The organism is Pseudomonas sp. BF-R-30, from assembly GCF_019956175.1.
Taxonomy (GTDB): Bacteria; Pseudomonadota; Gammaproteobacteria; order Pseudomonadales; family Pseudomonadaceae; genus Aquipseudomonas; species Aquipseudomonas jessenii.
Genome location: NZ_JAHBDE010000074.1, coordinates 118,396 through 135,581, shown reverse-complemented (window position 1 = coordinate 135,581; position 17,186 = coordinate 118,396). Strand labels below are relative to the sequence as shown.

Below are 17,186 nucleotides of genomic sequence, written 5' to 3'. Positions count from 1 at the left end.
ATTGTGGGAGCGGGCTTGCTCGCGAAGAGGCCCGCACAGTCCCTACAAAACGTCAGGTAACTGCACAATGACCGACTACACCGAATACTTCGAAGAAGTGATCCAGGCCCACGTGGCCATCGAACAATGGCTGGCCGAAGAACGTGACGCGTGCGAACTCGAAAAACTGCTGACACGTTTTTCGCCGCAGTTCTCCATGGTCTCGCCGCTCGGCCGGGTGCTGGATTTTGACGCGCTGAACGAATTGTTCACATTGGCGGGCGGCAAGAAGCTCGGGTTCCGCATCGAGCTCAGTGAGTTGCGCGGTATTGCGTTGCATGACGGTGGCGCGACCGTGAGTTACCGTGAACAGCAGACCGATGCGACCGGACTGCACTCGGATCGTCGCTCGACCGTGGTGTTCGAGAAGGTGGAAGGCAGAATTCTTTGGCGGCATCTGCAAGAGACCTTCTGCTGAACACGACGACGATCAACTGTAGGAGCGAGCCTGCTCGCGATGGACGTCAACGATAACGCGTGCATTCTGAATACACGCGGCGCGCTCTGGTTCATCGCGAGCAGGCTCGCTCCTACAGGGGAATGGGTTAAGCACCATCGCCTTGTTTCACCACCACCGTACACGTAATCCCCGCCGCCAACAGCACACCCTCCGGCACTTCATCGATGTGAATCCGCACCGGCACCCGCTGCGCCAAACGCACCCAGTTAAACGTAGGGTTCACATCGGCAATCAGCTCTCGGCTCTCCGGGTTGTCGCGGTCGTAGATGCCACGCGAGATGCTTTCCACGTGGCCCTTGAGTACTTCACCGCTCATCAGTTGCATGTCGGCTTTATCACCCACGCGCACGTGGGGCAGCTTGGTTTCTTCGAAGAAGCCGTAGACCCAGAACGAGTTCATGTCGACCACGGCCATTTTCGCCTCGCCGATGCGCGCGTAGTCGCCGCGATGCACGTTGAGGTTGGTCACGTAGCCGTCCACCGCCGCGCGCACTTCAGTGCGTTTCAGGTTGAGCTCGGCGGCTTCCAGTTGCGCCTGGGCCTGCTGGTAATCGGCCAGGGCCGAGTCGGCGAGGTTACTGGCGTCGTCACGGTTTTCCCGGGAGATCACCAGGTTGTCCATATCGGCGCGACGATGGGCGTTGACCTTGCGCATCTCCCAGGTCGCCTTGCGCGATGCCACCAGACTCTGTGCCTGTTTCACTGCGAGACGGTAGTGCTCGGGGTCGATCTGCATCAGCAAATCGCCCTTCTTCACCAACTGGTTGTCGCGCACCGGCACGTCCACCACTTCGCCGGTGACGTCGGCGGCGACGTTGATGATATCGGCGCGCACGCGGCCGTCGCGGGTCCATGGCGTGTTCATGTAGTGCTCCCACAAGGAGCGGCCGATCCACAGCGCGAGAGCCAGCACCAGCAAGGTCGCGAGCAGGCTGAAAAACTTTTTCATCGGGGCATTCTCAGTGATAGAGAGTCAACGGTAGACAGTCAGCGCCAACGCGCCGAACAGACAGGTAAACAGGCTCAGGCGCAGCAACGCCGGATGCCAGAAAAAACGGTACAGGTCGAACCCGGACAGGAACCGGTCCAGCGCCCAGGAAAGCGCCGCGGTGAAGAAAAACATCAGGGTCATGGTCGGCATGTACACGCCGTGGAAGGCGATTTCACGAGGCATGTTCAAGTCCTTGGGGCTGGCTGCTTGCGAAGGTGGCGAGCGGTGATTGCGGATCGAGCAGAGAGGTGCGGATGAAGTGCAGGTAGCTCTTCACCCGGCGCAACGCCGAGGTATCGAAGTGCGGGGCGAAGGGTTCGTCGGTGGACTGCACACGGCTGATCGCGTGATCGACGGCAATCAGCGCGCGTTCGAGATTGCTGCTGTTCGGTTGCAGGAACAGCCGCACCAGCGCACGCCCCATCACCCGGATCGCCTGGCGCCACGGCTGGGATTCGGCATAGGCCGGATGCACCGGCAAAATTGCCTGTTCCTTGCGCAACTCGATGATCGCGTGGCCGACTTCCAGCACTACGAACATCCAGCGCAGCAAGTCCCGCTGCACTTGCGGTTGGCCCGCCGCGAAGCCGTAGGCCTGATGCACCAGATCGCGGGTGCGGCTTTCGAAACTCGATGCCAATCCCTTGAGTTTGCCGCTGATGGCGTACACCACCTGGCCGCGTAAATCCTGCTCCAGCCGACGCCACAGCCAGCGGCTGTTGGGCGGCAGAATGATCGCCCCGGCCGCTGCACACACCAGCATGCCCAGCACCATGGCGATGTAGTCGTTGATGAAGGTGTAGGGGTTGTAGACCGTGAGGTTGTCCGGCACCGAACCGGTGCTGAAGAAGATCAGCAAACCCAGGCCGACGCCGACGTATTGCGGCCGCGAAGTCAGGAACGAGCCCAGTACGATCACCGGCGCGAGCATCACGCACAGCAACGGAAATCCGTCGATCCACGGGAAAATGAAAAACATCTCGACGAAGCCGATCAGCGCCCCGAGCAATGTCCCGCACGCCATCTGAAAGGCCATGCGTTTCGGGTTCGGGGTGGCGGCGGACAGGCCCACCGTCGCGGCGGCAATCAGGGTCATGGTCGCCCCGCTCGGCCAGGCGGTTGCCACCCAATAGCTGCCCAATACCGCCAGAATGAACGCTGCGCGAATTCCCGATGCTGCCGCTGCCATCCAGTTGGTTTGCGGGGTGAACGGCTCGTCCCAGCGCTCCCGTTCGTGACTGTGATCGGCCAGGGAGGCGTGGGTCTGTGCATAACCGTGCAAGTCGTCGACGAAGCGATAAAGCAACTCGTACGCGGTGTGGAAATCCAGTTGCTCGGCATCGCTCGGATTGTGCTGCTGGAACGTTGCCCGCAGACAGCGCACTCGCGCCGGCAAACCTTCCTTGTAGGCGCTCAGCACCGCGACCAGGCGTGCCGCATCGGCGCTGGTCAGGGCACGTCCGCTGAAGCCGTCGAGCAACTCGGCGAGGTCCTGCAGACCCGGCTTGATGGCCGCCACCACGGTGTCCGCCGCGCTGCTGCGCAAGCGTTCAAGCAACTGGTGCAAGGCATTGAAGCGCGTGGTGATCCCCATGAACTCGCTGTTCAGGCGACTGAGCCGGCCATTGCGCCGACGCATGTGCGGGTCTTCGAACACCGTGACACTGCGCAAGCCTTCCAGGCCCACGGCTTCGGCGATGAAACGCACGTTACCGGCCTCGAACGCCTCCCGCCGGCTGCGACCGCGCAAGCCGTCGGTGACGAACAGGGCGAACACACCAAAACGCTGATACAAGGCATTGCGCATCGCCGCGCTAGCCGATTGCGGCAGGATGGCGGCACTGATCAGGGTCGAACAGAGAATGCCCAACGAGATTTCCAATACCCGCCAGACCGCCGCCATGAACGCGCCATCCGGGTGGGCCAGCGCGGGCAAGCCGACCATCGCCGCGGTGTATCCGGCGAGGACGAAACCGTAGGCGCGGAAGTTGCGGCAGCGGGCGGCGCCTGCCGTGCAGATACCGACCCAGATCGCCAGCGAACCGAGGAACAACTCAGTGTTCTGCGCAAACAGGGCGATCAGCGCGACCATCACCGCCGAACCGGCCAGGGTGCCGAGAAAACGATAGAAGCTCTTGGCGAACACCTGGCCGCTTTGCGGCTGCATGACGATGAACACCGTGATCATCGCCGTACGCGGTTGCGGCAGCTCCAGGCGCATGGCCAGCCATAACGTCAGGAATGCCGCGAACAGTACCTTGAAAATGTAGACCCAAGTCACGCCGTCGCTGCGTGCCCAGTCGAAGAAACCCCGGCGCCATTCCAGGGAGTACAGCCAGCGCAAGGGTGCGGGCAAGGGAGTCATGAAATCCTGCTCAATAAAAATAAGGTCAGACTCAGGACCTGTGGGAGCGGGCTTGCTCGCGAAGAGGGAGTGTCAGTCAGCATTTTTCCGCCTGACAAACCGCTTTCGCGAGCAAGCCCGCTCCCACAGGGTTCGTGTTCAACGCAAAAGGCTCGGGGTTTTCGGCACTTGAGTCTGTTCGGCGTTCGGCACGTCAATACCGGCACCGAGACCACCGCCCAACGCCGTCACCAGTTCGGCATGGGCACTGAGGCGCGCCGCCTGAACCTGCTGCTGCACTTGCTGCTGCTTGAACAACAAGGTCTGGGCATTGAGCACGTTGAGGTAGTCGGTCAGGCCACGCTGGTAGGCGATCATCGCGATGTCGTAGGTCTTCTGCGCAGTGGCCACCGACTCGGCGGCGAACGCCTGCTGTTTGTCCATGGACTCGCGGCGGATCAACTGGTCGGAGATGTTTTTCAGGGCATTGACCAGGGTCTGGTTGTACTTGGCCACGGCGATGTCATAACCCGCCGAGGCTTCGCCCAACTCCGAGCGCAAGCGCCCGCCATCGAAGATCGGCAACGAAATCGCCGGCCCCACGCTGTAGTTGAGTTTCTTGCCGGTCAAGAACTCCATTGCCCCACCGCCGGTGGCCATGTAGCCAAGGCTGCCGACCAGATCGACGTTCGGGTAGAAACCGGCATGGGCGACATCGATACCCCGCGCCTGCGCCGCCACTTGCCAGCGGCTGGCGACCACGTCCGGGCGTTGACCGAGCAATTGTGCCGGCAGCGACGACGGCAGCTTCAATGGCGCACCCAGTGACAGCGTTGGCCGCTGCAACTGCGCGCCCTCCCCCGGGCCCTTGCCGGCGAGGGCGGCGAGTTGGTTGCGGCTCAAGGCGATTTCTTCGTCGAGGGCGTCGATCTGACGATGGGTTTCCGGCAACGGTGTTTCAGCTTGGCTGACTTCGAAATGGGTGCCGATGCCACCGTCCAGACGCTTTTGCGCCAGTTCGAGAATCTGCTGTTGCTGCTTCAAGGTCGCTTCAACGATGTCCCGCTGGGCGTAATGCAACGACAACTCGATGTAGACCCGTACGATGTTGTCCTGCAATTCGAGCTGGGCCTGACGCGCTTCGGCAACGCTCATGTGCGCCATGTCCACGGCGCGCTCGGTGGCATTGCTTTCGCGGCCCCAGAGGTCGAGGGCATAACTGAAACCCAGCGCGGCGTTATTGTCCCAGGTGGTGCTGTTGGCCAGCTCACCGGGGCCATAGAACTGGTCGGTAGGCCAGTTGTGACGCTTGAGGGTGGACTCGCCATTGATCTGCAGCGATTCGGCCGCTTCGGCCACGCCGGCCATGGACCTGGCCTGACGCACCCGGGCGGCGGCCATGGCCAGGCTCGGGCTGCCTTGCAGGGCGAGGTCGATCCAGCGATTCAGTTGCGGGTCGCCGTAGGCTTGCCACCATTGTGCGGTGGGCCAGTGGGCATCCTGCGCGGCGCTCTGGATCGCTTCGTCGGTAGCCAGTGAGTTGGCTTCCAGCGCCTTGCCCTGTGGGGCAATACCTCCGGTTCCGATGCAGCCGCTGATTGCCAGGGTTAAAGCCAAAACACTGAGCGGCTGAAGCGCTCTGCTGATGCGACGCGGCACTGCTGCGATTTCCTGAAATAGGGGGAGGTACGAGATTTTCTGGAAACTGGAGTTCCGCTTTTGTGGGAGCGGGCTTGCTCGCGAAAGCGGTACATCAGTCGACATTGATGGTGAATGTCAGACCGTCTTCGCGAGCAAGCCCGCTCCCACAGGTTATGCGGTGGGTCGAGCCCCGGTTCCCCAAGTTGCGCAATTCTATGGAGCGGCCTGAATGGCGATAAGCTGGGATTCCTGTGAATCTTTGTTACCGTTAACGAGATAATCCTTAAGTCTGGGGTCTCAGACTCTGAAACTTCGTGTCACAATTTGCCATCGCACCCGAGAGCCCCCCATGGACACTTTGCAAAACATGCGCGCCTTCAGTTACGTGGCCGAAGCCGGCAGCTTCACCGCCGCCGCCGTGCAACTGGACACCACCACGGCCAACGTCTCGCGCGCGGTCTCCAACCTGGAAGCCCACCTGCAAACCCGCCTGCTCAACCGAACGACCCGCCGCATCGCCCTGACCGAAGCCGGCAAGCGCTACCTGTTGCGCTGCGAACAGATCCTGGCCTACGTCGAAGAAGCCGAAGCCGAGGCCAGCGACGCCCACGCACGCCCGGCCGGGCAACTGAAAGTGCACACCATGACCGGCATCGGCCAGCACTTCGTGATCGACGCCATCGCCCGCTACCGCAAGACCCACCCGGACGTGACCTTCGACCTGACCATGGCCAACCGCGTGCCGGACCTGCTCGACGAGGGTTACGACGTGTCCATCGTCCTCGCCAGCGAACTGCCAGACTCGGGTTTCGTCTCCCAGCGCCTGGGCATCACCTACAGCATCGTTTGCGCCTCGCCGGCCTACGTCAAAGCCAACGGCTGCGCACAAAAACCCAGCGACCTGCTCAACCACGCCTGCCTGCGCCTGGTCAGCCCGGTGATTCCGCTGGAGAAATGGGCCTTCGACGGCCCTGATGGCCAGGAAATGGTCACCATCAACAGCTCACCCTTCCTGGTGAACTCCGCCGACGCGATGAAAACCGCGATCATCAGCGGCATGGGCGTTGGGGTGCTGCCGCTGTACGCCGCGATAGAAGGCCTGCGCAACGGCACACTGGTGCGCGTGATGCCCAACTACCGCTCCCAGGAACTGAACCTGTATGCGATCTACCCGTCGCGCCAGTACCTGGATGCGAAGATCAAGACCTGGGTCGAGTATTTGCGTGGATCGTTGCCGGAATTGCTGGCGGCGCATCAGGCGGAATTGGCGGCGTATGAATTGAGCGGGAGTCTGGGTGGGGTTCGGGTGGCGAATTGATGGATGCCCGAGCCCGGCTCATATCAGATTGATCCCTTGTGGGAGCGAGCCTGTTCACGATGGCGTACTCACATTCAAATCTCTGTGAGCAGATACACCGCTTTCGCGAGCAGGCTCGCTCCCACAGTTGGATTTGCATCAATCTGCCAGAAATTGGCCGGCTGTCAGGCCGCCTTCGCGAGCAAGCCCGCTCCCACATTTTGAATTATGCACGGTCAGGAAAATCAGGCCGGCCGGTAGGCCGCCTCGGCTGCTTTTGATCTGCCCGCCCCCTCGGGAGGCTGAGTGGAGGCTTTCATCCGGGGATTGGCGCGCAGCGCCGTTCGACGCAGTCGAACTCATTGCATGTAGGTCGAAGCGAAGCCGACCGGAGGGCAATGCCCCCGGATGAATGCCGGAGCGAAGGAACGCCGAGCCCCAGCGAGGGGCCGGACGTTCGGGGCGAGCGCTTTTTTTGCTTACTTTTTTTGAGGCGCTTGTTAAAAAAGTGAGTCGCCGTAAGGGCGAAACCATAAGTGGCCGTTACCGAAGAAACGGATATGTACACGGTCAACCAAGAACATGGTCGGCCCAAAGGCCGCCAAGTCCCCCCAAACTGACAGCGCCGTCAGTTAGCCGTCACCCTCCTGACCAGCAAACAGGTTTATAAAGGAAACTACCTTACCCACCTACCGACCACCCAGCCCCGGCGCCCCACTCGCATGCGAATCCAGAAAAAATCCGCCCTGCTCGTCGCCCTTCTGATCGTCCTGGCAGCGCTGGGCCTGTGGTACGCCACCAAACCGGCCAAGGCCAAACTCGCCACCCCCACCGCCATCCCGGTGCGCGTGGTCGCCGTCGCCGAAAAAGACGTACCGCGCTACGTCAGCGGCATCGGTTCGGTACTGTCCCTGCACAGCGTCGTGGTCCGCCCGCAAATCGACGGCATCCTCACCAGATTGCTGGTCAAAGAAGGCCAACTGGTGAAAAAAGGTGACCTGCTGGCCACCATCGACGACCGGTCGATCCGCGCCAGCCTCGACCAGGCCCGGGCACAACTGGGCGAAAGCCAGGCGCAACTGCAAGTGGCGCTGGTCAACCTCAAGCGCTACAAGCTGTTGAGTGTCGACGACGGCGTGTCCAAGCAGACTTACGACCAGCAACAAGCCCTGGTCAACCAGCTCAAGGCCACCGCCCAAGGTAACCAGGCCTCGATTGACTCCGCCGAGGTACAGCTTTCCTACACACAAATTCGCTCCCCGGTCAGCGGTCGTGTCGGCATTCGTACCGTCGACGAAGGCAACTTCCTGCGCATGACCGACACCCAAGGCCTGTTCACCGTGACCCAGATCGACCCGATCGCTGTGGAATTCTCCCTGCCGCAGCAAATGCTGCCGACCCTGCAAGGCCTGATCAACGACCCACAGCACGCCCGGGTCAAGGCTTACATCGGGGCCGACACCGACGGCGAAACCGGCAACCTGCTCGGCGAAGGTCACCTGACCCTGATCGACAACCAGATCAACGCCAACACCGGCACCATCCGCGCCAAAGCCGAATTCGACAACGACGCACAGAAACTCTGGCCGGGCCTGCTGGTGACGGTAAAGATTCAGACAGCCCTGGATAAAGATGCGCTGGTGGTGCCGCCGACAGTCGTACAACGCGGCCTCGACCAGCACTTCGTGTACCGGGTCAATGGGGACAAGGTCGAAGCCGTGCAGGTACAGATGGTCTATCAAGGCAGCGGCCAGGACATCATCAAGGGTGTGAAGCCGGGTGATGTACTGGTCAGCGATGGCCAGTCGCGGCTCAAGCCCGGCGCTACTGTGCAAGTGCTGACCGAGCCACCTCAGGTGGTGCGATCGGAGGCGGCGCAATGAAGGGCCATGGTTCGATTTCAGCCTGGTGCATCGACCACCCGGTGGCCACGGTCCTGCTGACGTTCGCCCTGGTGCTGCTGGGTGTCATCGCGTTTCCGCGCCTGCCGGTAGCGCCGTTGCCGGAGGCAGAATTCCCGACCATCCAGGTGGCCGCGCAACTGCCCGGCGCCAGCCCGGAAACCATGGCTTCCTCGGTGGCCACGCCCCTTGAAGTGCAATTCAGTGCCATTCCCGGGGTAACCCAGATGACCTCGAGCAGTGCACTGGGCTCGACCAACCTGACCCTGCAATTCACCCTCGACAAGAGCATCGACACCGCCGCCCAGGAAGTGCAGGCGGCGATCAACACCGCCGCGGGCAAACTGCCCAAGGACATGCCGAACCTGCCGACCTGGCGCAAGGTCAACCCGGCCGACAGCCCGGTGCTGATCCTCAGCGTCAACTCCTCGCTGATGCCTGGCCCTGAGCTCAGTGACCTGACGGAAACCCTGTTGTCCCGTCAGCTCAGTCAGGTCGACGGTGTAGGCCAGGTCGTCATCACCGGTCAGCAGCGTCCGGCGATCCGTGTCCAGGTGTCCGCCGACAAACTCGCCGCCATCGGCCTGACCCTGGCGGACATTCGCCTGGCGATCCAGCAGACCAGCCTCAACCTGGCCAAAGGGGCGTTGTACGGCGAATCAAGCATTTCAACCCTGTCGACCAACGACCAGTTGTTCCACCCCGACGAATACAGCCAGTTGATCGTTTCCTACAAGGACGGTGCACCGGTTCACCTCAAGGATGTCGCGAAAGTCGTCAACGGTTCGGAAGATGCCTACGTTCAGGCCTGGGCGGGTTCGCAACCGGGCGTGAACCTTGTGATTTTCCGCCAGCCAGGCGCCAACATCGTCGAGACCGTGGATCGCATTCAGGCCGCGCTGCCGGCGCTGCAAGCGATGTTGCCCGCCTCGGTGCAGGTCAAGGTGTTGATCGACCGCACCCAGACTATCCGCGCCTCGCTGCACGAGGTGGAAATCACCTTGATGATCGCTGTGATGCTGGTGGTGGCGGTGATGGCGCTGTTCCTGCGCCAACTGTCGGCCACGCTGATCGTGTCGGCTGTGCTCGGTGTGTCGCTGATCGCCAGCTTTGCGCTGATGTACGTCATGGGCTTCAGCCTGAACAACCTCACGCTGGTGGCGATCGTGGTCGCCGTGGGCTTTGTGGTGGACGATGCGATCGTGGTGGTGGAGAACATTCACCGGCATCTGGAGGCCGGCGACGGCATGCGCGAGGCGGCGATCAAGGGCGCCGGCGAGATCGGTTTTACCGTGGTGTCGATCAGTTTCTCGCTGGTGGCGGCGTTCATTCCGCTGCTGTTCATGGGCGGTGTGGTCGGCCGGCTGTTCAAGGAGTTCGCCCTGACCGCCACCTCCACCATCATGATTTCGGTGGTGGTTTCGCTGACGTTGGCACCGACCCTCGCTGCGCTGTTCATGCGCGCGCCCGTGCATCATGCCCACGACAAACCGGGCTTTGGCGAGCGTCTGCTGGCATGGTACGAAAAAGGCCTGCGCCACGCCCTCGCCCATCAGCGCTTGATGATCGGCGTGTTCTGCCTGTCACTGGGCCTGGCCGTTGCCGGGTACATTCTGATCCCGAAAGGTTTCTTCCCGATCCAGGACACCGGTTTCGTCCTCGGCACCACCGAAGCCGCTGCCGACATTTCCTACGGCGACATGGTGAAAAAACACCTGGCAATGGCGGAAATCGTCGCCGCCGACCCTGCGGTGGAAACGTTCTCGCACTCGGTCGGGGTTTCCGGCAGCAACCAGACCATCGCCAACGGCCGCTTCTGGATCACCCTGAAAAAACGCAGCGACCGCGATGTCTCGGCCAGTCAGTTCATTGACCGGATTCGCCCGCAACTGATGAAAGTCCCGGGTATCGTCCTGTACCTGCGTGCAGGGCAAGACATCAACCTCAGCTCCGGCCCGAGCCGCGCCCAGTACCAATACGTGCTCAAGAGCAACGACGGTGCGACCCTCAGCACCTGGACCCAACGCTTGACGGAAAAACTGCGCAGCAACCCGGCGTTCCGCGATATTTCCAACGACCTGCAACTGGGCGGCAGCATCACCCACATCAGCATCGACCGTAGCGCCGCTGCACGTTTCGGCCTCACCGCCAGTGACGTCGACGAAGCCCTGTACGATGCTTTCGGCCAGCGTCAGGTCAATGAATTCCAGACCCAGATCAACCAGTACAACGTGATCCTGGAACTGGATACCAAGCAGCGCGGCAAGGCCGAAAGCCTCAACTACTTCTACCTGCGCTCGCCCCTGAGCGGGGAAATGGTGCCGCTGTCGGCCCTGGCCAGGTTCGATGCGCCGACTGTCGGCCCGCTGTCCATCGCCCATGACGGGATGTTCCCCGCCGCCAACCTGTCGTTCAACCTGGCCCCCGGCGTGGCACTGGGCGATGCGGTGATCATGCTCAACCAGGCCAAGGCCGACATCGGCATGCCGACCGCCATCAGCGGTAATTTCCAGGGCGCGGCCCAGGCGTTCCAGAGCTCGCTGGCCAGCCAGCCGTGGCTGATCCTGGCGGCGCTGTTGGCGGTGTACATCATTCTCGGCGTGCTCTACGAGAGCTTCGTGCACCCGCTGACGATCATTTCGACCTTGCCTTCGGCGGGCCTCGGCGCGGTGATCATGCTGTGGATTTGCGGCCAGGACTTTTCCATCATGGCGCTGATCGGGCTGGTGTTGCTGATCGGTATCGTCAAGAAGAACGGCATCCTGATGATCGACTTCGCCCTCGAAGCGCAGCGCAATGGCGGAATGTCGCCCGAGGACGCAATTTTCAAGGCCTGCATCACACGATTCCGGCCGATCATCATGACCACCCTCGCCGCCCTGCTCGGCGCTCTGCCGTTGATGCTCGGCTATGGCACCGGTGCCGAGCTGCGCCAGCCCCTGGGGATCGCGGTGGTCGGCGGTTTGCTGGTGAGCCAGGCGCTGACGCTGTTCACCACACCGGTCATATACTTGTGGCTTGAGCGGCTATTCCATCGACCTAAACCTGCGCCAGAACCGGTGCTGGCGACCACAGACTGAGGCGGGGTCATGCGCGTTCTGATTATCGAAGACGAAGAAAAAACCGCGGACTATCTACATCGCGGCCTGACGGAACAGGGTTTCACCGTAGATCTGGCCCGCGATGGTGTGGAAGGTCTGCACCTTGCGCTAGAGAGCGACTACGCGGTGATCGTCCTCGACGTCATGCTACCGGGCCTCGACGGCTTCGGTGTGTTGCGCGCCCTGCGTGCGCGCAAGCAAACCCCGGTGATCATGCTCACCGCCCGCGAGCGTGTGGAAGACCGCATCAAGGGCTTGCGTGAAGGCGCCGATGACTATCTGGGCAAACCGTTTTCCTTCCTTGAACTGGTGGCACGCCTGCAAGCGCTGACCCGGCGCAGCGGCGGTCATGAACCGGTGCAAGTGAGCATCGCCGACCTGTGGATAGATTTGATCAGCCGCAAGGCCACCCGCGCCGGTACACGCCTGGACCTGACCGCCAAGGAGTTCTCGCTGCTCAGTGTACTGGCCCGGCGCCAGGGTGAAATCCTCTCGAAAACCGCCATTGCCGAGATGGTCTGGGACATCAATTTCGACAGCGACGCCAACGTCGTCGAAGTCGCGATCAAACGCCTGCGGGCCAAGCTCGACGGGCCGTTCGAAGAGAAACTGCTGCACACCATTCGTGGCATGGGTTATGTGCTGGAGAGCCGTGGTGTCCAGTAATTCCATCGCCCTGCGTCTGAGCGCAATGTTCACGCTGGTGGCGCTGCTGGTGTTCCTGCTGATTGGCTGGGCGCTGTACCAGCAGGTCGACAAGGGCCTGGGCCTGCTGCCAGAAGCCGAACTCGATGCGCGCTACAGCGTGCTCGAATCCACGGTCGGCCGTTACGGCACGCCAGAGCACTGGGTGAAGATCAACAACAAGCTCAACCTGCTGAGCGAAGAAGACAAGCGCATCAGTTTCTGGATCATCAGCGGCGATCCACACTACGAATACGGCAACCTGACCTCGCAGATCCGTGCCTTTGCCCAAGGCCCGCTGGGTACGCGCGACATGCATCTGCCGGAGCACCCGTATCCGCTGAAAGTGCTGGTCAGCGAGTTCCCGGCCAAGGACCAGCGCCCAGCGTTGCGCTTCATGATCGCCATCGACACCGAAACGTTTTTCCATACCCAGCATCACCTGCTGGTCGCGCTGATCAGCCTGGCGATTGTCGGTGTGCTGCTGGCCTCGGCACTGGGTTATTGGGTGGCGCGGATCGGGCTCAAGCCGCTGATCAAACTGTCCCAGGAAGCCCAGCGCCTGGCCCCGCCGTTGCGCTCGGGGCGCTTGCGATTGTCACCGTTGCCGCCGGAACTCGATCAATTCGCCAGCTCGTTCAATTCGACCCTGGAACGGGTCGAGCAAGCCTACTCGCGCCTTGAGTCATTCAACGCCGATGTCGCCCACGAACTGCGCTCGCCACTGACCAATCTGATCGGCCAGACCCAGGTCGCATTGACCCGCGGGCGCTCCGCCGAGCATTACTTCGAAGTGCTGCAATCGAACCTCGAAGAGCTTGAGCGACTGCGCTCGATCATCAACGACATGCTGTTTCTCGCCAGCGCCGATCAGGGCAGCAAGGCGACCAAGCTCACCTCAACCTCGCTGGCCGACGAGGTGGCCACGACCCTGGAATATCTGGATTTCATTCTCGAAGACGCTCAGGTCCAGGTTGAGGTCAGTGGTGACGCGCAGGTGCGCATCGAGATCGCCCATCTGCGCCGGGCATTGATCAACTTGCTGAATAATGCGGTGCAGCACACCGCGCCCGGACAGGTGATTCAAGTGCGGATCGAAACCCAGGAGCATCAAGTCAGCATCGGCGTCGCCAACCCGGGTTCGCCGATTGCCAACGAACATCTGCCGCGCCTGTTCGAACGCTTCTACCGGGTCGATGCGTCGCGTAGCAACAGCGGCCACAATCACGGTCTGGGGCTGGCCATCGTCAAGGCAATTGCGTTGATGCATGGCGGCGATGTGTTCGTGCGCAGTGATCATGGGATGAATACTTTCGGGATTCATCTTCCCGTCTGAAACCCTCTCCTTTGTGGGAGCGAGCTTGCTCGCGATGCAGGCGACTCGGTGCAACTTCTGAACCGAGGTGATGCTATCGCGAGCAAGCTCGCTCCCACATTGGATTGGGTTGAACACATATAAGCGGCCAATCAACTATTGCCATAAGCGCAACAGTCCTTTCATGAATCCGCTCTTTTTCCCCTCGCCTCATATCCTTATCTTTGCCCGCACCAAACAGCACTTGCCAAGCAAGAAGGTTTTAAAAATGTCCAACAGTATGGGTATTGCCAGCGCTTTCGTTTTGTCCTCTTTGTTCCTGTCGCCATTGGCGATGGCGGAAGAATCGCAGACTTTCGTCGCGCATAACGCCGCACGCGCTGCAACGTTCGAAGAGCATCAGATCGAGATGACGGCCAAGGCTGCTCAAGACTCCCAAGCCCCGCAGGCATCCAGCATCCAGGCCCAGCCACTGGCCGAGAAAGACAGCTGATCCGCACCGATCACTCCCGTTTCCCTCGACACTTTTCATCGGCTCTTCCCTTTGAGAAGTTGTCTTCAAAGCCGCTGCTGTCAGCGGCTTTTTTTATAGTGGCGACTCGGCCTTCATTGCAATTTTCGCAACGAAAGTCACTGACGCCCACACCCAAGATCAATCGTTCGAGCAACGGGAACGATTCACTCGGCTGCTACGTTTATGCAACTACGCTTAGAGCGTCCCTTTAGCGAACGTCAGCCCTATGACCGCAAGCCGCACTGCACATTTTCAAGGCCCGACCGGGCGACCCGAGATCATGGTGATCTTCGGCAGTACCCTGACCGTCATCTCGATCCTGTGCATCGTCACTTTCCTGCTGATCCGCGAACACGCCTACGCCCAGCAGACCGCCACACGCAGCGCGACCACCATTGCGCAACTGATCGATACCGATGTCCTGCGTACGGTCGAGCTCTATGACTTGACCTTGCAGGGCCTGATCGCCGCCGCCCAACGGGACGACCTTAAACAGGTTGCACCGCAGATCCGTCATCTGGTGCTGTTCGACCGCTCCACCACTGCGCGCTACAAGGGCGACATCCTGCTGCTGGACAAGCACGGCGACGTGCTGGTCGACTCATCATTGATCGAACCGAAACCGGGCAACTTCGCTGACCGCGATTATTTCCTGGCCCATGCCTTCAATCACGACACCGGCATGTTTATCAGCCGACCGTTCAAGCCACGCTGCGACTGCGATGACAGCGACGAATGGCGCATCAGTTTCAGCCGGCGCATTTCTTCGCCCACGGGTGAGTTTGTGGGGGTCGCGGTGGCGTCGATGCGCATGAGCTACTTCGACCAACTGTTCAACAGCCTCGACATCGGCAACGGCAGTACGCTGGGCATCATTAACGATGACGGGATCCTCCTGGCGCAGAAACCGTACCGGGAGCAAAACGCCATCGGCAAAAGCTTCTCCAGCCGTCCCAACGTCGCACGCATGCTGCGCGAGCGCAGTGGTACCTTTGAAAGCGTGTCGAGTGTCGATCATCAACGGCGCCTGTACACCTTTACCCGGGTCGGCAATCTGCCGCTGACCGTCATCGTGGCCCTTTCCATCGACGAAGTGTTCGCCACCTGGAACCGCACGGCCTATGTGATCAGCGGTGCAACAGGGGTCTTGTGCATCGGCCTGTTGTGGCTGACCTGGCTGCTCTGCCGCGAGCTGCGACGGCGCCAAAGTGCCGAGCAGGAATTGGCGCAACTGGCGGCCACCGATGCCTTGACCGGCGTGGCCAACCGTCGATCCCTTGATCAGACCCTGCGCCATGAATGGTTTCGTGCGCAGCGCAGTGGCAGGCCGTTGTCGTTGCTGATGATCGATGCCGATCACTTCAAGGCCTTCAATGACCGGCACGGGCATCAGGCCGGCGACGAAGCCTTGCGGGCGTTGGCCGGGGTCCTGCGCGCCAATGTCCATCGCCCGACGGATCTGGTGGCTCGCTATGGCGGCGAGGAGTTTTCGGTGATCCTGGCCGAAACTGACAGTGAAGGCGCGAAGCAGATCGCCGAGCACATCCGCGAGGCGGTGCAGAAACTGCCACTGGTGGACGTCGGTGGACCGCCGATGAGTGTGAGTATCGGTATTGCCACCTGGACGGCGGCCAGCGATATCAACCTGGAGCAATTGCTGTTCAGTGCCGACAAGGCGCTGTATCAGGCCAAGGAAGGGGGGCGTAACCGGGTGGTTTGTGTCGAATAGGATTTTCATTGGATGGGAGGACGCCATCGCGAGCAAGCTCGCTCCCACAGGGGAATGCAATCAACTGTGGGAGCGAGCTTGCTCGCGATGAGGCCAGCCCAGGCACTACAAACTTCGGACATAAAAAAAGGCCACCCGAAGGTAGCCTTTAAAAACTAGAGAGGTTTTTTGCTTACACGGCCGCAACCGGGCGCATGTAAGAGATCGGTGCAGTGCTGGCGTCTTCGAACGTCACGACTTCCCAGGCATCTGTCTGCTCAATCAACTTGCGCAGCAGCTGGTTGTTCAGTGCGTGGCCGGACTTGAAGCCCTTGAACTCACCAATCAGGCTATTGCCCAGCAGGTAGAGGTCACCAATTGCATCGAGAATCTTGTGCTTCACGAATTCGTCTTCATAGCGAAGGCCGTCTTCGTTCAGTACGCCATCGGCGTCGACCACAATAGCGTTTTCAACGCTGCCGCCGAGTGCGAGGTTGTGCTTGCGCAGGTACTCGATGTCACTCATGAAACCGAAAGTACGGGCGCGGCTGACTTCTTTTACGAACGAAGTGCTGGAAAAATCCACGCTTGCACTTTGGGTGCGGTCCCGGAAAACCGGGTGATCGAAATCGATCTCGAAGCTCACCTTGAACCCTTCGAAAGGGACGAAAGTGGCGCGCTTGTCGCCGTCTTCCACTGTCACTTCACGCAGGATGCGGATGAATTTCTTGGCGGCGTCCTGTTCTTCCAGGCCTGCCGATTGAATCAGGAATACGAAGGGTCCAGCGCTGCCATCCATGATCGGGACTTCGGACGCGGAGAGCTCGACGTAGGCGTTATCGATGCCCAGGCCAGCCATGGCCGAGAGCAAGTGCTCTACCGTGTCCACTTTGACGTCGCCATTTATAAGCGTGGTCGACATAGTGGTTTCACCGACGTTTTCCGCGCGGGCAGGAATTTGCACCACAGGGTCGAGGTCAGCGCGACAAAACACAATGCCAGTGTCGACAGGCGCAGGCTTGAGGGTCAGGTAGACCTTCTCCCCGGAGTGCAGGCCTACACCTGTGGCACGGATAATATTTTTCAGTGTGCGTTGTTTAATCATGGCTTGGGCCGCTTCAGCGCAAATTGCGAACTGGTATCAACAAAGGCTGGCGATGATAGCAGACCACGCCTTTGCTGAACACCAAT

Annotated in this window: 13 protein-coding genes; 8 read left to right on the top strand and 5 right to left on the bottom strand. The window is 60.8% G+C overall.

All coding sequences use genetic code 11. From position 1 onward, the window contains the following. Positions 1-67: 67 nt before the first annotated feature. Positions 68-457, top strand: coding sequence for a DUF4440 domain-containing protein (locus KGB20_RS26365; protein WP_154860490.1), 390 nt, complete (start codon positions 68-70; stop codon positions 455-457). Positions 458-584: 127 nt separating this feature from the next. On the opposite strand, the gene KGB20_RS26360 is transcribed toward KGB20_RS26365, so the two are convergent. From KGB20_RS26360 to KGB20_RS26345, 4 genes are all read right to left on the bottom strand, one after another. Continuing rightward, the gene (locus tag KGB20_RS26360) at positions 585-1,448 is read right to left on the bottom strand and encodes an HlyD family secretion protein (protein WP_057395860.1); all 864 of its coding nucleotides are present in this window, start codon (positions 1,446-1,448) and stop codon (positions 585-587) included. A gap of 24 nt (positions 1,449-1,472) precedes the next feature. Next, complete coding sequence (locus KGB20_RS26355) at positions 1,473-1,673, bottom strand: DUF1656 domain-containing protein (protein ID WP_154860491.1); 201 nt, start codon at positions 1,671-1,673, stop codon at positions 1,473-1,475. Further along, positions 1,663-3,855, bottom strand: coding sequence for an FUSC family protein (locus KGB20_RS26350; protein ID WP_154860492.1), 2,193 nt, complete (start codon positions 3,853-3,855; stop codon positions 1,663-1,665). Before KGB20_RS26350 ends, KGB20_RS26355 begins: the two co-directional genes overlap by 11 nt. Before the next feature lie 138 nt (positions 3,856-3,993). After that, positions 3,994-5,493: an efflux transporter outer membrane subunit gene (locus tag KGB20_RS26345; RefSeq protein ID WP_154860493.1), complete on the bottom strand. Its 1,500-nt coding sequence runs from the start codon at positions 5,491-5,493 to the stop codon at positions 3,994-3,996. A gap of 331 nt (positions 5,494-5,824) precedes the next feature. On the opposite strand from KGB20_RS26345, the gene KGB20_RS26340 reads away from it, so the two are divergent. The 7 genes from KGB20_RS26340 (at position 5,825) to KGB20_RS26310 (ending at position 16,016) form a co-directional block, all read left to right on the top strand. Then, positions 5,825-6,793 carry a LysR family transcriptional regulator gene (locus KGB20_RS26340; RefSeq protein WP_150814291.1) on the top strand — a complete coding sequence of 323 codons (969 nt, stop codon included), beginning with the start codon at positions 5,825-5,827 and terminating at the stop codon, positions 6,791-6,793. A 701-nt stretch (positions 6,794-7,494) separates the two neighbouring features. Then, the gene (locus tag KGB20_RS26335; RefSeq protein WP_057713371.1) at positions 7,495-8,655 is read left to right on the top strand and encodes an efflux RND transporter periplasmic adaptor subunit; all 1,161 of its coding nucleotides are present in this window, start codon (positions 7,495-7,497) and stop codon (positions 8,653-8,655) included. Next, on the top strand, positions 8,652-11,753 hold the full coding sequence (locus KGB20_RS26330; protein ID WP_090457605.1) for a multidrug efflux RND transporter permease subunit: 3,102 nt from the start codon (positions 8,652-8,654) through the stop codon (positions 11,751-11,753). The genes KGB20_RS26335 and KGB20_RS26330 overlap by 4 nt, the downstream gene beginning before the upstream one ends. Positions 11,754-11,762: 9 nt before the next feature. Further along, complete coding sequence (locus KGB20_RS26325; RefSeq protein ID WP_056726212.1) at positions 11,763-12,440, top strand: heavy metal response regulator transcription factor; 678 nt, start codon at positions 11,763-11,765, stop codon at positions 12,438-12,440. Then, on the top strand, positions 12,430-13,794 hold the full coding sequence (locus KGB20_RS26320; protein ID WP_150814289.1) for a heavy metal sensor histidine kinase: 1,365 nt from the start codon (positions 12,430-12,432) through the stop codon (positions 13,792-13,794). Before KGB20_RS26325 ends, KGB20_RS26320 begins: the two co-directional genes overlap by 11 nt. A gap of 247 nt (positions 13,795-14,041) precedes the next feature. Continuing rightward, the gene (locus tag KGB20_RS26315) at positions 14,042-14,266 is read left to right on the top strand and encodes a hypothetical protein (RefSeq protein WP_057713368.1); all 225 of its coding nucleotides are present in this window, start codon (positions 14,042-14,044) and stop codon (positions 14,264-14,266) included. Positions 14,267-14,513: 247 nt separating this feature from the next. Continuing rightward, positions 14,514-16,016 (top strand): sensor domain-containing diguanylate cyclase, encoded by a 1,503-nt coding sequence (locus KGB20_RS26310; RefSeq protein ID WP_159390338.1) that lies wholly within the window; start codon positions 14,514-14,516, stop codon positions 16,014-16,016. Positions 16,017-16,188: 172 nt separating this feature from the next. Here KGB20_RS26310 and lpxC read toward each other — a convergent pair whose 3' ends face one another. Then, positions 16,189-17,100: a UDP-3-O-acyl-N-acetylglucosamine deacetylase gene (gene lpxC, locus KGB20_RS26305; protein WP_007916984.1), complete on the bottom strand. Its 912-nt coding sequence runs from the start codon at positions 17,098-17,100 to the stop codon at positions 16,189-16,191. Between the last annotated feature and the right edge of the window lie 86 nt (positions 17,101-17,186).

Coding starts and splice junctions, on each gene's coding strand:
- KGB20_RS26365 (WP_154860490.1), top strand. CDS start 68: ATGACCGACTACACCGAATACTTCGAAGAAGTGATCCAGGCCCACGTG.
- KGB20_RS26330 (WP_090457605.1), top strand. CDS start 8,652: ATGAAGGGCCATGGTTCGATTTCAGCCTGGTGCATCGACCACCCGGTG.
- KGB20_RS26360 (WP_057395860.1), bottom strand. CDS start 1,448: ATGAAAAAGTTTTTCAGCCTGCTCGCGACCTTGCTGGTGCTGGCTCTC.
- KGB20_RS26315 (WP_057713368.1), top strand. CDS start 14,042: ATGTCCAACAGTATGGGTATTGCCAGCGCTTTCGTTTTGTCCTCTTTG.
- lpxC (WP_007916984.1), bottom strand. CDS start 17,100: ATGATTAAACAACGCACACTGAAAAATATTATCCGTGCCACAGGTGTA.
- KGB20_RS26310 (WP_159390338.1), top strand. CDS start 14,514: ATGACCGCAAGCCGCACTGCACATTTTCAAGGCCCGACCGGGCGACCC.
- KGB20_RS26325 (WP_056726212.1), top strand. CDS start 11,763: ATGCGCGTTCTGATTATCGAAGACGAAGAAAAAACCGCGGACTATCTA.
- KGB20_RS26340 (WP_150814291.1), top strand. CDS start 5,825: ATGGACACTTTGCAAAACATGCGCGCCTTCAGTTACGTGGCCGAAGCC.
- KGB20_RS26355 (WP_154860491.1), bottom strand. CDS start 1,673: ATGCCTCGTGAAATCGCCTTCCACGGCGTGTACATGCCGACCATGACC.
- KGB20_RS26335 (WP_057713371.1), top strand. CDS start 7,495: ATGCGAATCCAGAAAAAATCCGCCCTGCTCGTCGCCCTTCTGATCGTC.
- KGB20_RS26350 (WP_154860492.1), bottom strand. CDS start 3,855: ATGACTCCCTTGCCCGCACCCTTGCGCTGGCTGTACTCCCTGGAATGG.